The sequence below is a fragment of the Hydrogenophaga sp. SL48 genome (assembly GCF_021729865.1).
Classification (GTDB): domain Bacteria; phylum Pseudomonadota; class Gammaproteobacteria; order Burkholderiales; family Burkholderiaceae_C; genus Hydrogenophaga.
In genome coordinates, this window is the sequence record NZ_CP063400.1 from 3,076,368 (window position 1) to 3,088,283 (window position 11,916).

Here is an 11,916-nt window from a genome sequence, read left to right on the forward strand (position 1 = left end):
AACCCCTCAACAGGAGTCAGTCATGCAATTTGTCGCTTTTGAGCGCGCCAAGCAGGGTACGGGTGCGAGCCGCCGTCTGCGCATCACCGGTCGCGCGCCCGGTATCGTTTTTGGTGGTGAAGCCGCGGCCGAGATGATCGAACTCGATCACAACGCCCTGTGGCACGCGCTGAAGAAAGAGTCCTTCCACGCCTCCATCCTCGACATGGAACTCGCAGGCAAGGTCCAGAAGGTGTTGCTGCGCGACGTGCAGTACCACCCCTACAAGCCGCAAGTCCTTCACATCGACTTCCAGCGCGTCGACGACAAGACCCGCCTGCACAAGAAGGTGCCGCTGCACTTCGTGGGTGCTGAAGAATCGCCTGCGGTGAAGATCGACAAGTGCGTGGTCAGCCATGTCATGACCGAGATCGAAATCGAGTGCCTGGCCACCCAGTTGCCCGAACACATCACGGTGGACCTGAGCAAAGCCACGACGGGCGCTGCCATCCACACCGGTGACATCGAGCTGCCCAAGGGCATCAAGCTGGTTCTGCACGGCCGCAGCAACCTGACCCTGGCCACCATGGTGGCTCCGATTGCCGAAGTGGTTGCCGCTCCCGTGGTTGCAGCCGTCGACGACAAGAAGAAGGGCAAGGGCAAGAAGTAAGCACAACGCTCTTCTCGCTGCTCAAAACGGCTCGCTTCGGCGGGCCGTTGTCATTTCAGCCCTTGAGATAATCCACCCATGATCAAGCTCATCGCGGGCCTCGGCAACCCCGGCCCTGAATACGAACACACGCGCCACAACGCGGGCTTCTGGTGGGTGGACGAAGCCGCCCGCTTGCTGAAAGTTCCTTTGCAAATGGAGCGCGGCCACTTTGGTCTGGTTGCGCGGGCCAGTGTCGGTGGACAAAGCGTCTGGCTGGTCGAGCCGCAGACCTTCATGAACCTCTCGGGAAAATCGGTGGCTTCGGTGGCGCGCTTTTTCAAGATCGCGCCAGAGGAGGTGCTGGTGGTGCACGACGAGCTGGATCTGCCGCCGGGTGAAGCCAAACTCAAAAAGGGCGGCGGCCACGCCGGACACAACGGTCTGCGCGACATCCACACACAGCTGGGCAGCGCCGAGTACTGGCGCCTGCGCATCGGGATCGGTCACCCGGGCAACAAGAACGATGTGGCCAACTGGGTGCTGAAAAAACCCTCGCCCGATGACCGCATCGCCATTGCACAAACGCTGGACCGGACGCTCAAGGCCCTGCCGAATCTGATTGCCGGCGACATGGACAAGGCCACGGCCCTGATCCACACCAGCAAACCCCCACGCCCGAAGCCGCCGAGGACACCCAGAGCCGACGGTGCGGGCCCTCAGCCCGCTGCGGGAGCGGCGGAGGGGGGGGCCGAAGGTGGCACCTCATCCGCCCCGGAGAAGGGTTGACCCGATTGGGTCAGGCGCTGGTATTTCTGCCAGAGCGTTTCACGGTTTTCCACGTGCGCCGGGTTCACCGGAATGCAATCAACAGGGCATACCTGCATGCACTGGGGCTCGTCGAAATGCCCGACACACTCGGTGCATTTGTCGGGGTCGATCTCATAGATCTCCGCACCCATGTAAATCGCCTGGTTCGGGCACTCGGGTTCGCAGACATCGCAGTTGATGCATTCGTCGGTGATCATCAGGGCCATGGCGTCACCTTCATGCCTGCACAGGCTGCGGTTGGAGGCGCTGCGCCACCGCGGGGCTGACCATCTGCGACACATCGCCACCGAGCATCGCGATCTCACGCACCAGCGTGCTGGAGATGCATTGCAGTTCGGCCTGCGGGAGCAGGAAAACGGTCTCCACCGCCGGGTACAGCTTGCGGTTCATCGCGGCCATCTGTGCCTCGTAGTCGAAGTCGGTCATGTTGCGGATGCCGCGCACCACCGCGTGGGCGCCCTGCTGGCGGCAAAAGTCCATGATCAGGCCGTCGAAGGGCAAAACCCGCACCCGGCCGGGCATCGCGGCGCCCGCGTCGGCCACCAGGCCCATGCGCTCCTGCAGGCTGAAACGGGTCTTCTTGTGGTGGGCCATGGCCACCGCGACGATCACTTCGTCAAACAGTTGCGCGGCGCGGCGAGCCACATCGTCGTGGCCCAGGGTCCAGGGATCAAAAGTGCCGCTGTACACCGCCACACGCGGTGAGCGCGCGGAGCGGGAAGCGTCGGCGTTCATGGCGGAATTATGCGCGAGCGCTCTCACTGTGCGGGCAACAACCGCAGCAGGTGAAAGGCCACCGCGCCCGCCTGGCCTGCCCGGTACACCTGCAAGCCCAGCTGGGCCAGTTCGTCAGCCCCCCATGCGCGCGGGGCTTCGAGGTAGATGAAACCCTCATCGCGCACGCACTGGCGCGCCGCGCGCAGCGCTGCGAGGTAGAGCTCGTCATTGCCGTCTCCGAACGGCGGATCGAGAAACACCAGGTCCAGCCCTTGCCCGCGCCGCTGCATCAAGGCCGCGACGCCGTCGCCCCGCTCCACGCGCACCGTGTCGGCCTTGAGCCGTTCCCGGACGGCAGTGAGGCCGCGCGCGAGCACCGGGTCCTGCTCCACCAGCACCACCTCGGTCGCCCCGCGCGAAGCGGCCTCCAGACCGAGCGCACCGGTGCCCGCAAAGGCGTCGATGCACCGGAAACCGCGCAAGTCCTGCCCCAGCCAGTTGAACAGCGTCTCACGCACCCTCGCCGGCGTGGGCCGCAGACCGGGCCGGTCGGCCACCGGCAGCTTGCTGCGCTTCCAGAGGCCACCAATGATGCGGACCTCGTGGGGGGCGTTGACGGTGGGGCGTGGAGCGGATTTTTTCATGCCCTGAGCTTACCAAGCCGGCGTGGTGCGCTCACTCGCTGCTCGGGGTGTACGGCTCGCTCATCTCCGGCGCGAAATGCTCCAGCCAAGGATGCGGCGGAACCGGCTCTGCCGGGCCGCATCGCATCGACCCCCTTATGGGGGTCGCGCGCAGCGCGACGGGGGTGGGTTAACGCGCGCCCACGACCACCGTCGCCATCCGGTCCGGCTGCAGCACGCGGGCAAATGCCCGGCGGATGTCGGCCACGGTCACCGCCTGGACGCGCGCGGTCCAGGTGTCCAGGTAGTCCAGCGGCAGACCGTTCCAGGCGATGTTGGCCACGTTGTCCAGCAGCTTGCGGTTGCTGTCGATGCGCAACGCAAAACCGTTGATGAGGTAGTCCTTGGCGGCCTGCAGTTCGGTGTCGGTCGGCCCTTCGTCGACGAAACGCTTCACCACCTCGCGGGCCACCCCCAGCGCCTGTTCGGCCTGGTCGGGGCGCGTGGTCAACCCGACCTGAAAGGCGCCCCCGTGCAGGCCAGGCGAAAAGTAGCTGTAGGCGCTGTAGCTCAAGCCCCGCTTCTCGCGCACCTCGGTCGTCAGGCGCGAGACGAAACCGCCACCACCCAGGATGTAGTTGCCCACAAACAGCGGGAAGAAGTCGGGATCGTTGCGGCGGTGGCCGGGTTGTCCGACCAGCACCTGGGCCTGTGCGGCGTCGAAGGGCAGCCGCCGCTCCACGGCTTGCGCCAACGGCACCACCGGCGTCACCCTGGACAGCGGTTCGCAGCCGTGCGGCGCGAGTGCCGCCATGAAGCGGTCCACGATGCGCTCGGCGGTGGCGCGGTCGATGGCGCCAACCAGGCTGACCTGCGCCCGGCAGGCGGCGGCATGGCGCCGGTAGAAGGACCGCATGTCGTCCACCGTGATGGCGCCCAAGGTGGCTGCGGTGACCTCGCGCCCGTAAGGATGATCCCGGTACACCGCCTGTGCAAAAGCGCGGCCGGCGTGCGTGCCCGGCCGTGTTTCGGCCTCCTTCATCGAGGACAGCCAACGCTGGCGTTCGCGCTGCCAGATCGCATCGGGCCAGGCGGGCGCAGCCAGTTGCCGGGCGGCCAGTGCCACCGCACGCTCCAGCAGGTCGGGCTCGGTCAGGGTGCGCAGTGACACGCTGAACCGGTCTCCGCCAGCCTGCGTGCCCATCTGGGCGCCCAGGTCCACCCAGGCCTCGCTCAGCTGGTTCTCGTCGAGCGCGGGCTGGCCCTGGTGCGCCGCCACACCGGCGGACATCAGCGACGCCGTGGCACTGGCCAGGCCGGCCTGGGCCGCCGGGTCGCGCAGGGACCCGCCGTCCATGTCGATCTGCACGTCGAGCATGGGGATCGCGGGGCTGGCCACGAGGTAGACCCGGGCACCGCTGGCGTGTGTCCAGTGCTGGATGGGAATGGCCGCCTGCGCGGACATCGCCATAGCGAGCCCCCCGACGATCACAAGAAACCAGCGAACGCTGGCCGCAAGAGAGGTGTGCAACATGGTCACTTTCAATGCCGTCCCAACACCGGGCGCGGGCCGACGGGTGCCGCGGGCGCGCGGCGCGTGGGATCGGGCACGAGCACCGCCGTGCTCAGGCGGTCGTCCGAAAAGTGGCGCTGGGCCACAGAGCGCACCTGCTCGGCCGTGACCGCGCGCAGCTGCGCCATCAGGCGTTCACCGCTCTGGATGTCCAGGCCGTTGACCCAGTAGGTGCCGAGCTCCTGCGCCTGGTTGACGACCGAGTCGAGCTTGTAGATCTCACCGGCCGCCCACTGGGTCTTGACCCGCCGCAGCTCGGTGTCGCTGATGCCGTCGCGGGCCACGCGCGCCACCTCGGCCTGCAGGGCCTGGATCGCCGTATCGGCGCTCACGCCCGCCGCGGGCACGGCGGTGAGCGAGAACTGCGCCGGGCCGCGCACCAGCAGGCCGTACGACGCGCTGGCGCTGTCGGCCACGCGCGGTCCCTTTTCGCCCTGCACCAGGGCCCGGTCCATCCGTGCGCCGCTGTACCCGTCGAGCACGGCGGACAGCACCGCCAGCGCCAACGCGTCCTGGCTCGCCGGGTCCTGCGCCAGCGGGTCCCGCAGGCCGGGCACCGGGTACGCCAGCGCGACCAGCGCCTGCTCGGTCGCCGCGCGGTACTCCATGCGGCGCGGCCCCTGTTGCTCGGGCTCCAGGCGCGGCTTGCGCGACGGCACCGGGCGGGCGGCGATGCCCCCGTAGATCGCCTCGGCCAGGGCACGCACCTGCGCCACGTCCACGTCGCCCACGATCACCACCGCCGCGTTGCCGGGCACGTACCAGCGCTGGTGGAAGTCGCGCACATCCTGCGGCGTCATCGCGTCGAGGTCGCTCATCCAGCCGATCACCGGCCGCCGGTAAGGGCTGGCCAGGTAGGACATGGCGTTGAAAGCCTCGAACATGCGGCCACGCGGCGACTCCTCGGTGCGCTGCCGCCGCTCTTCCTTGATGACCTCGATCTCGCGTTTGAACTCGTCGTCTTCCCAGCGGTTGTGGGCAAAACGGTCGGCCTCCAGGCGCATCACCGCCTCCAGGTGCTGGGCCGGCACCTGCTGGTGATAGGCCGTGTTGTCGCGGCTGGTGAAGGCGTTCTCGCGCCCGCCCAGCGCGGCCACCCGGCGCGAAAACTCGCCGGGCTTCAGGCTGGGCGTGCCCTTGAACATCATGTGCTCCAGTGCGTGGGCCACGCCCGAGGTACCGTCCACCTCGTCCATGGACCCCACGCGCACCCACAGCATGTGCACCACCGTCGGTGCACGCCGGTCGGGCTTGACGATCAAGGTCATGCCGTTGGACAGCGTGAAGGATTGCGCCGGCTCTGCGGCGGGCGCCGCCACCGCCGGGCCCCACCCCATCCAGGCAGCCATGCCAACGATCCAAACAGCACGGAACCAGGTCGAGAGGGTGGGCAAGAGGCGTTTCATAGAATGTGGTGGACTCCAAAGATTGAAACATGTTCTCGTTCTTCCGAAAAAAATCCCCCGCGCCCGCCCCCACCGCCGCACCCGCCTCTGCGCCCGCAGCACCTGTCGCCGCCCCGGTGGCGGCGCCTGCGGCGCCCGAGCCGGTCGCGGCACCGCGCAAAGGCTGGCTCGACAAGCTCAAGGCCGGCCTGCGCAAGACCGGCTCCAGCATCGCCACCGTCTTCACCGGCACGCAGATCGACGACGCACTGTATGAAGAGCTGGAAACCGCGCTGCTGATGGCCGACACCGGCGTCAAGGCGACCGAGCACCTGCTGGCCGATCTGAAGCGCCGCGTGAAAGAGAGCAAGACCACCGACCCGGCCGCCGTGAAAGGCCTGCTGGCCGAGGCCATTGCCGACCTGCTGGCGCCGCTGCAGAAACCACTGGTGATCGGCGAACACAAGCCCACGGTGATCATGGTCGCGGGCGTCAACGGCGCGGGCAAGACCACGTCCATCGGCAAGCTCACGCGCCACCTGGCCAACGAAGGCGCCACGGTGCTGCTGGCCGCGGCCGACACCTTCCGGGCCGCCGCGCGCGAGCAGCTCGCCGTCTGGGCCGACCGCAACACGGTGGAAATCATCACGCAGGAAGGCGGCGACCCGGCCGCCGTGAGCTTTGACGCGGTCAGCGCCGGCAAGGCTCGCGGCAAGGACGTGGTGCTGGTGGACACGGCGGGCCGCCTGCCGACCCAGCTGCACCTGATGGAAGAACTGAAGAAGATCAAGCGCGTGGTGCAGAAGGCCGATGGCACGGCGCCGCACGAGGTGCTGCTGGTGATCGATGGCAACACCGGGCAGAACGCGCTGATGCAGGTGAAGGCGTTTGACGAGGCGCTGGGCCTGACCGGCCTGATCATCACCAAGCTCGACGGCACGGCCAAGGGCGGCGTGATTTGCGCGATCGCGCGCGAAAAGCCCGTGCCGATCTATTTCATCGGCGTCGGCGAAAAGCTGGAAGACCTGGAAACCTTCGACGCGAAGGAATTCGCGCAAGCGCTGTTGAGTTGAACTGAACTCCGCCGCGCTCAAGAGGCGCTGTCGTCATCGGCGCCGTAGTGACGCCACTGTTTCATGGCGTTGCGCATGGTCAGCACCTGGCGCTCAAACAGCGGGCAGGCCGCGCAGATGGCCATGTGCATGCGCAGCGCCAGCTGCTCGGCCAAGGGCAGCTCGCGGTCTTCCCTGCTCGGGGTTGCCCCAGTCGGCCGGCTTTTCCGCGAAGTGCCCATCGGAGTTGAACGCCATGTGCTCCAGCGGGTCCGCATTGTCATCGTCCGACCCGTTGTCCAGCGTCACCTCGCGCTGTCGGCGGCGTATCGAGTCGATGATCTTGTGTTTGAGGATGCCGACCAGCCAGGTCTTGAGCTGGGAGCGAGCCTCGAAGGCTTGCGGTTTGGCCAGCGCGGCGATGAGGGTTTCCGACACCGCGTCTTCGGCCCAGGCGTCGTTGCGCAGCTGCAGGCGCGCAAAACGCATGAGATAGCTGCGCAGGTCAACCAGTTGCTGCTCGAAGTCGGAGGGGGTCTGCGGGGGCATGGTGGGTGGGATGTCGCCCGCAAGTGTAAGAAGTGGAGAAACGGGGCGACAAAAGTTTCTCATCGGAGAAACCCCTATGTCGCACCCGCACCCACCCCCGGCCATGTCCACCCGTCGGCATTTCATGCTCATGACGCTGCTTGCCCACTCGAGTCAGCTTCTGGCCGCCCCTCCTGACACCACCGGCGTCCCCTCGCTGGAGGGCACTGACCTGAGCGGCCAGCGCCTGCGCCTTGCCGGTCTTCGCGGGCGGGTCGTGCTGGTGTTCTATTGGTCCACCGGCTGCTCGGTATGCCGCGACAAGATGCGTGAGTTGCGCGCCAACCTCACAGGCTGGAAGGCCCAGCCGTTCACGCTGCTGGGCGTGAACATGGACGCGCGGCAGCAAGACTTCACAGACTATGAACGGCTGGTCCAGCAGACCGTGCCTGCCACACAACAGTTCGCTTCGTTGTGGGCGGGCGCACCCGGTTTCTTCGACAGCATGGGCCGCCCCGAGCAGCTGCCCAGCGCCTGTCTGATCGACAAGCGGGGCCGGTTGGTGGAGCGCTACAGCGGACGCATTCCACCCGAAGCCTGGGACCGCATTGCCGAGCTTCTGTGAGGAAAGCGATTTTTTGATCACCCGATGTAAGAAGACCCGATGCACCGCGACTCAACTTCAACCGGCCAGACGCTTCATCAAGTCAACCGGTTGAACCCACCCTCAACCCTCAGGAGTCACACCATGAACCAACGCACCATGATCGCCGCCGCCGCCACCTCGCTGATGTCCCTCGCCCTGCTGTCTTCGCCCGCGCTGGCGCAGGACGCCGCCAAGGAAAAATGCTTCGGCATCGCCAAGGCCGGCCAGAACGACTGCGCCAACCTCTCGGGCTCGCATTCGTGTGCCGGCCAGGCCAAGGTGGACAACGACAAGGGCGAGTGGAAATACGTCGCCGCCGGCACCTGCAAGAGCATGAACGGCATGAGCATGGACGAAGCCAAGATGGGCATGAAGAAGTCCTGATCCGCGCCGCATTTCTCGCCTGAGAAAGTCCGCCACCATGACCGCCCCCGCTCACGGGCACCCACCCTCAGCGCCCGAGGTGGGCATCGGTTGGCGGCACCCGCATCACGCGGCGCTGCTGGAGCAGCAGCCTGCCCTGGGCTTCATCGAAGTCCATTCCGAGAACTTCTTCGCACCCGGTGGCGCCGCGCTCGCGGTGCTGCGCGAAGGCCGCAAACACTACCCGGTCAGCCTGCACGGCGTGGGCCTGTCGCTGGGCTCGGCCGTCGGCGTCGACGCCTGGCACCTTGACCAGCTGGCCCGCCTGGTGCAGACCATCGACCCCGTGCGCGTGAGCGACCACGCCAGCTTCGCACGCGGCCCGAGCGACCACGCGGCCGACCTGCTGCCCGTGCCCATGAGCCACGAGGCGCTCGACGCCATGTGCGCCAACGTGAACCGCGTGCAGGACCGCCTGCATCGCCCCATCGCGGTGGAAAACCTCTCGGCTTATGTGCAGTGGCGCGATGCAGACATGGACGAACCGGATTTCCTCAACACGCTCGCGCAGCGCACCGGCTGCCAGCTGCTGGTGGACGTGAACAACCTCTATGTGAACGCGCTCAACGCGCAGCTGCGCGGCGAAACCGGTGACCCGCTGGACCACTGCCGGCGCTGGCTCGACGCCATCGCCCCCGCCCACGTGGCCGAGCTGCACCTCGCCGGCCATGTGCACTGCGGCGACATCGTGATCGACGACCACGGCAGCCGCGTGGTGGATGCCGTCTGGGCGCTTTACCGCCACGCGGTGCAGCGCTTCGGCGCGGTGCCGACGCTGATCGAATGGGACACCGATGTGCCCGGGCTGGACGTGTTGCTCGATGAAGCCTCGCGCGCACGCGCGGCCGCCCGGCGGGCCCTGACACCACTGGAGCTGGTGACATGAACGCACAGCCCCTGTCATCGCTGGCGCAACAGCAGCAGGCCCTGTTGCAGGCGCTGTTTGTGCGCCCTGGCACGGCAGACGCCGACACCGCTGAACAGCAGCTGTGGGGCCTGCTCGGCGCGCACCACCCGCAAACCGCCCGCGGCCTCGCCGCCTACCGCGCCAACGGCCATGCCCTCGCCGAACGTTCGCTGCTCGCGGCCTACCCGGTCATCGCGGCGCTGATCGGCGGTGACAACTTCGCGCTGCTGGCGCGCGACCTGTGGCACCACCACCCGCCGCATTGCGGCGACCTGGCGCAGTGGGGCGATGCCCTGCCCGGCTTTCTGCAGACCAATCAACAGCTCGCCGATGCGCCCTACCTGAGCGATGTGGCAGACGCCGAATGGGCGCTGCACCGCGCCGCAGGCTCGCCCGATGCCGAACCCGATCTGCCCAGCTTCGCGCGCCTGGGGCAGGAAGACCCTCAGGGGCTGGCGCTCACGCTCGCGCCCGGCACCGCCGTGATCACCAGCCCCCACCCCGTGGCCAGCCTGATCACCGCGCACCTGCATGGAACGCCCAGCCTGGCCGAGGCGGCACAGCGCCTGCGCAATGGCCGGGGCGAACACGCCCTGGTGTGGCGCCAGGGCCTGCGCCCGCGCATCACCGGCATCTCGCCGACCTCGGCGGCCCTGGTGCAAGCCCTGCTGAGCGGCGCCGATCTGCCTCAGTCGCTCGACGCGGCCTGCGCCGACACCGATCCGGCCGAGGCATTCGACTTCTCCGCCTGGCTCACCGCCGCCGTGACCGATGGACTGGTCATCGGCGTGCACAGCCTGGCCCATCCGAACCCCAACACCCCCACGGAGACCACCCCATGATCACCCCCTTGCTGCAGAGCGGCCTCACCGTCTGGCGCACCCTCACCGCGACCCTCGACAGCGCCCGCCCGCTGGCCGCGCTGACTGCCCGCGCTTACATGGCCCAGGTGTTTTTCCTCTCGGGCCTGACCAAGGTCCGCGACTGGGACACCACCCTGCTGCTGTTCACCGAGGAGTACAAGGTGCCCCTGCTGTCGCCCGAGGTTGCGGCCGTCATGGGCACGGCGGGTGAACTGGTGTTGCCGGTGCTGCTGCTGTTCGGTCTGGCCGGCCGTTTTGCGGCGCTGGGTTTGAGCGTGGTCAACGTGATGGCCGTGCTCAGCCTGAGCGAGATCGCGCCCGCCGCCCTGCAGCAGCACATCACCTGGGGGGTGTTGCTCGCCGCGCTGGCGCTCTACGGCGTGGGCAAGTGGTCGGTCGACGGCGCCTGGCTCCAACCGCGTCTGGACCGCTGGCTGACCCCGCGCGACGCCCGGTCCCTGTCGATGAATTAAGCTCACGCACCCCTTGCTGGAGACCGCCCCTTGACGACCCCTGCCCCCACCCTCGCGCTCACCCGCCGCCACCTCCTGCTCGCTGCCGGTGCCGCCACCGGCAGCGCCCTGCCACCCGCCTGGGCGCAGACCGCCGCGCCCGCCTGGACCGACATCGAAAAGGCCGCGCGCGGCCAGACCGTGTACTTCAACGCCTGGGCCGGCAGCGAGCAGATCAACGCCTACATCCAGTGGGCCGCGGGAGAGCTCCTGGCCACGCACGGCGTGAAGCTGGAGCACGTGAAGGTCAGCGACGCGGCCGATGTGGTCAAGCGCGTGCGCGCCGAAAAGGCCGCGGGCCGAAAGGCCGGTGAAGGCACGGTGGACCTGATCTGGATCAACGGCGAGAACTTCGCCGCGATGAAGCGCGACGGCCTGCTGGGCGCGCCGTTCACCCAGACCCTGCCGAACTTCGCCTATGTGGACACCACCGGCAAGCCCACCACGCTGAACGATTTTTCCGTGCCCACCGACGGGCTGGAGTCGCCCTGGGGCATGGCCCAGCTCACCTTCTTTGCCGACAGCCAGCGCCTGCCTCAGCCGCCTCAAAGCACCGCCGAACTGCTGGCCCTGGCCCGCAAGCAGCCCGGTCGCATCAGCTACCCGCGCCCGCCTGCGTTCCACGGCACCACCTTCATCAAGCAGGTGCTGCTGGAACACACGCGCGACGCTGCAGCGCTGGCCCGCCCGTTCACCCCCGAGGCCTTTGCCGGCGTGACCGCGCCGCTCTGGGCCTACCTCGATGCGCTGCACCCCCACCTGTGGCGTGGCGGCAAGCAGTTCCCGGCCAACGCCGGCGCCATCCGCCAGATGGTGAGCGACGGCGAGTTGCTGATCGCCCTGACCTTCAACCCCAACGACGCGGCCAACGAGATCGTGGCCAAACGCCTGCCCGCCACCACCACCAGCTGGCAGTTCGCCAAAGGCACCGTGGGCAACACGCACTTCGTCGCCATCCCCTACAACGCCCAGGCCCGCGCCGGCGCCATGGTGGTGGCCAACTTCCTGCTCTCTCCCAAGGCGCAGGCGCGCAAGGCCGACATTGCTCATTGGGGCGACCCCACGGTGCTGGACCTCGCCAGGCTGCCCGCGGCCGAGCGCGCGGCATTCGCCGCTGCGCCGCTGCCCGGCCAGGTGAAGCAGACCGCGCCTGCGCTGCCCGAACCGCATGCTTCGTGGGTGGAGCCTCTGGAAAAGGAATGGACCCGCCGGTATTCATGAGGCACCC

The 11,916-nt window shown here is 67.9% G+C and carries 15 protein-coding genes; 9 read left to right on the forward strand and 6 right to left on the reverse strand.

Annotated elements, in window-relative coordinates:
- The first annotated feature begins 22 nt into the window (after positions 1-22).
- Both IM738_RS14565 and pth read left to right on the forward strand, forming a co-directional pair.
- Entirely contained in the window at positions 23-649 is a 627-nt protein-coding gene (locus IM738_RS14565; RefSeq protein WP_236961590.1) for a 50S ribosomal protein L25/general stress protein Ctc, read from the forward strand.
- Positions 650-727: 78 nt separating this feature from the next.
- Entirely contained in the window at positions 728-1,417 is a 690-nt protein-coding gene (gene pth / locus IM738_RS14570; protein WP_236961591.1) for an aminoacyl-tRNA hydrolase, read from the forward strand.
- Here pth and IM738_RS14575 read toward each other — a convergent pair.
- The 5 genes from IM738_RS14575 to IM738_RS14595 all read right to left on the reverse strand — a co-directional run bounded on the left by IM738_RS14575 (position 1,348) and on the right by IM738_RS14595 (position 5,778).
- Complete coding sequence (locus tag IM738_RS14575) at positions 1,348-1,665, reverse strand: YfhL family 4Fe-4S dicluster ferredoxin (protein WP_236961593.1); 318 nt, start codon at positions 1,663-1,665, stop codon at positions 1,348-1,350. The genes pth and IM738_RS14575 overlap by 70 nt on opposite strands.
- Before the next feature lie 10 nt (positions 1,666-1,675).
- Complete coding sequence (gene coaD / locus IM738_RS14580; RefSeq protein WP_236961595.1) at positions 1,676-2,194, reverse strand: pantetheine-phosphate adenylyltransferase; 519 nt, start codon at positions 2,192-2,194, stop codon at positions 1,676-1,678.
- Between the two features lie 23 nt (positions 2,195-2,217).
- Positions 2,218-2,820, reverse strand: coding sequence for a 16S rRNA (guanine(966)-N(2))-methyltransferase RsmD (gene rsmD, locus IM738_RS14585; protein ID WP_236961597.1), 603 nt, complete (start codon positions 2,818-2,820; stop codon positions 2,218-2,220).
- Between the two features lie 169 nt (positions 2,821-2,989).
- Complete coding sequence (locus IM738_RS14590) at positions 2,990-4,333, reverse strand: M16 family metallopeptidase (protein WP_442908430.1); 1,344 nt, start codon at positions 4,331-4,333, stop codon at positions 2,990-2,992.
- 8 nt (positions 4,334-4,341) lie between these two features.
- Positions 4,342-5,778: a M16 family metallopeptidase gene (locus IM738_RS14595; protein ID WP_442908431.1), complete on the reverse strand. Its 1,437-nt coding sequence runs from the start codon at positions 5,776-5,778 to the stop codon at positions 4,342-4,344.
- 29 nt (positions 5,779-5,807) lie between these two features.
- On the opposite strand from IM738_RS14595, the gene ftsY reads away from it, so the two are divergent.
- Positions 5,808-6,830: a signal recognition particle-docking protein FtsY gene (gene ftsY, locus IM738_RS14600; protein ID WP_236961599.1), complete on the forward strand. Its 1,023-nt coding sequence runs from the start codon at positions 5,808-5,810 to the stop codon at positions 6,828-6,830.
- 93 nt (positions 6,831-6,923) lie between these two features.
- On the opposite strand, the gene IM738_RS14605 is transcribed toward ftsY, so the two are convergent.
- Positions 6,924-7,358 carry a sigma factor gene (locus tag IM738_RS14605; RefSeq protein WP_236961601.1) on the reverse strand — a complete coding sequence of 145 codons (435 nt, stop codon included), beginning with the start codon at positions 7,356-7,358 and terminating at the stop codon, positions 6,924-6,926.
- A gap of 103 nt (positions 7,359-7,461) precedes the next feature.
- Between IM738_RS14605 and IM738_RS14610 the strand changes: the two genes are divergently transcribed.
- The 6 genes from IM738_RS14610 to IM738_RS14635 all read left to right on the forward strand — a co-directional run bounded on the left by IM738_RS14610 (position 7,462) and on the right by IM738_RS14635 (position 11,909).
- Complete coding sequence (locus IM738_RS14610) at positions 7,462-7,962, forward strand: peroxiredoxin family protein (RefSeq protein ID WP_236961603.1); 501 nt, start codon at positions 7,462-7,464, stop codon at positions 7,960-7,962.
- 123 nt (positions 7,963-8,085) lie between these two features.
- Positions 8,086-8,367 carry a BufA1 family periplasmic bufferin-type metallophore gene (locus tag IM738_RS14615; RefSeq protein WP_236961605.1) on the forward strand — a complete coding sequence of 94 codons (282 nt, stop codon included), beginning with the start codon at positions 8,086-8,088 and terminating at the stop codon, positions 8,365-8,367.
- Positions 8,368-8,404: 37 nt separating this feature from the next.
- Entirely contained in the window at positions 8,405-9,292 is an 888-nt protein-coding gene (bufB, locus tag IM738_RS14620) for an MNIO family bufferin maturase (protein ID WP_236961607.1), read from the forward strand.
- On the forward strand, positions 9,289-10,155 hold the full coding sequence (locus IM738_RS14625) for an HvfC/BufC N-terminal domain-containing protein (protein WP_236961609.1): 867 nt from the start codon (positions 9,289-9,291) through the stop codon (positions 10,153-10,155). Before bufB ends, IM738_RS14625 begins: the two co-directional genes overlap by 4 nt.
- Entirely contained in the window at positions 10,152-10,649 is a 498-nt protein-coding gene (locus IM738_RS14630) for a DoxX family protein (RefSeq protein WP_236961611.1), read from the forward strand. The genes IM738_RS14625 and IM738_RS14630 overlap by 4 nt, the downstream gene beginning before the upstream one ends.
- 30 nt (positions 10,650-10,679) lie before the next feature.
- Positions 10,680-11,909 carry an ABC transporter substrate-binding protein gene (locus tag IM738_RS14635; RefSeq protein WP_236961612.1) on the forward strand — a complete coding sequence of 410 codons (1,230 nt, stop codon included), beginning with the start codon at positions 10,680-10,682 and terminating at the stop codon, positions 11,907-11,909.
- Positions 11,910-11,916: the final 7 nt, after the last annotated feature.

Excerpts from the sequence above, each read along its gene's own strand:
- IM738_RS14630 (WP_236961611.1), top strand. The coding sequence starts at position 10,152 with ATGATCACCCCCTTGCTGCAGAGCGGCCTCACCGTCTGGCGCACCCTC.
- IM738_RS14615 (WP_236961605.1), top strand. The coding sequence starts at position 8,086 with ATGAACCAACGCACCATGATCGCCGCCGCCGCCACCTCGCTGATGTCC.
- ftsY (WP_236961599.1), top strand. The coding sequence starts at position 5,808 with ATGTTCTCGTTCTTCCGAAAAAAATCCCCCGCGCCCGCCCCCACCGCC.
- pth (WP_236961591.1), top strand. The coding sequence starts at position 728 with ATGATCAAGCTCATCGCGGGCCTCGGCAACCCCGGCCCTGAATACGAA.
- bufB (WP_236961607.1), top strand. The coding sequence starts at position 8,405 with ATGACCGCCCCCGCTCACGGGCACCCACCCTCAGCGCCCGAGGTGGGC.
- IM738_RS14595 (WP_442908431.1), bottom strand. The coding sequence starts at position 5,778 with ATGAAACGCCTCTTGCCCACCCTCTCGACCTGGTTCCGTGCTGTTTGG.
- IM738_RS14590 (WP_442908430.1), bottom strand. The coding sequence starts at position 4,333 with ATGTTGCACACCTCTCTTGCGGCCAGCGTTCGCTGGTTTCTTGTGATC.
- IM738_RS14625 (WP_236961609.1), top strand. The coding sequence starts at position 9,289 with ATGAACGCACAGCCCCTGTCATCGCTGGCGCAACAGCAGCAGGCCCTG.
- IM738_RS14605 (WP_236961601.1), bottom strand. The coding sequence starts at position 7,358 with ATGCCCCCGCAGACCCCCTCCGACTTCGAGCAGCAACTGGTTGACCTG.
- IM738_RS14565 (WP_236961590.1), top strand. The coding sequence starts at position 23 with ATGCAATTTGTCGCTTTTGAGCGCGCCAAGCAGGGTACGGGTGCGAGC.
- rsmD (WP_236961597.1), bottom strand. The coding sequence starts at position 2,820 with ATGAAAAAATCCGCTCCACGCCCCACCGTCAACGCCCCCCACGAGGTC.
- coaD (WP_236961595.1), bottom strand. The coding sequence starts at position 2,194 with ATGAACGCCGACGCTTCCCGCTCCGCGCGCTCACCGCGTGTGGCGGTG.
- IM738_RS14575 (WP_236961593.1), bottom strand. The coding sequence starts at position 1,665 with ATGGCCCTGATGATCACCGACGAATGCATCAACTGCGATGTCTGCGAA.
- IM738_RS14610 (WP_236961603.1), top strand. The coding sequence starts at position 7,462 with ATGTCCACCCGTCGGCATTTCATGCTCATGACGCTGCTTGCCCACTCG.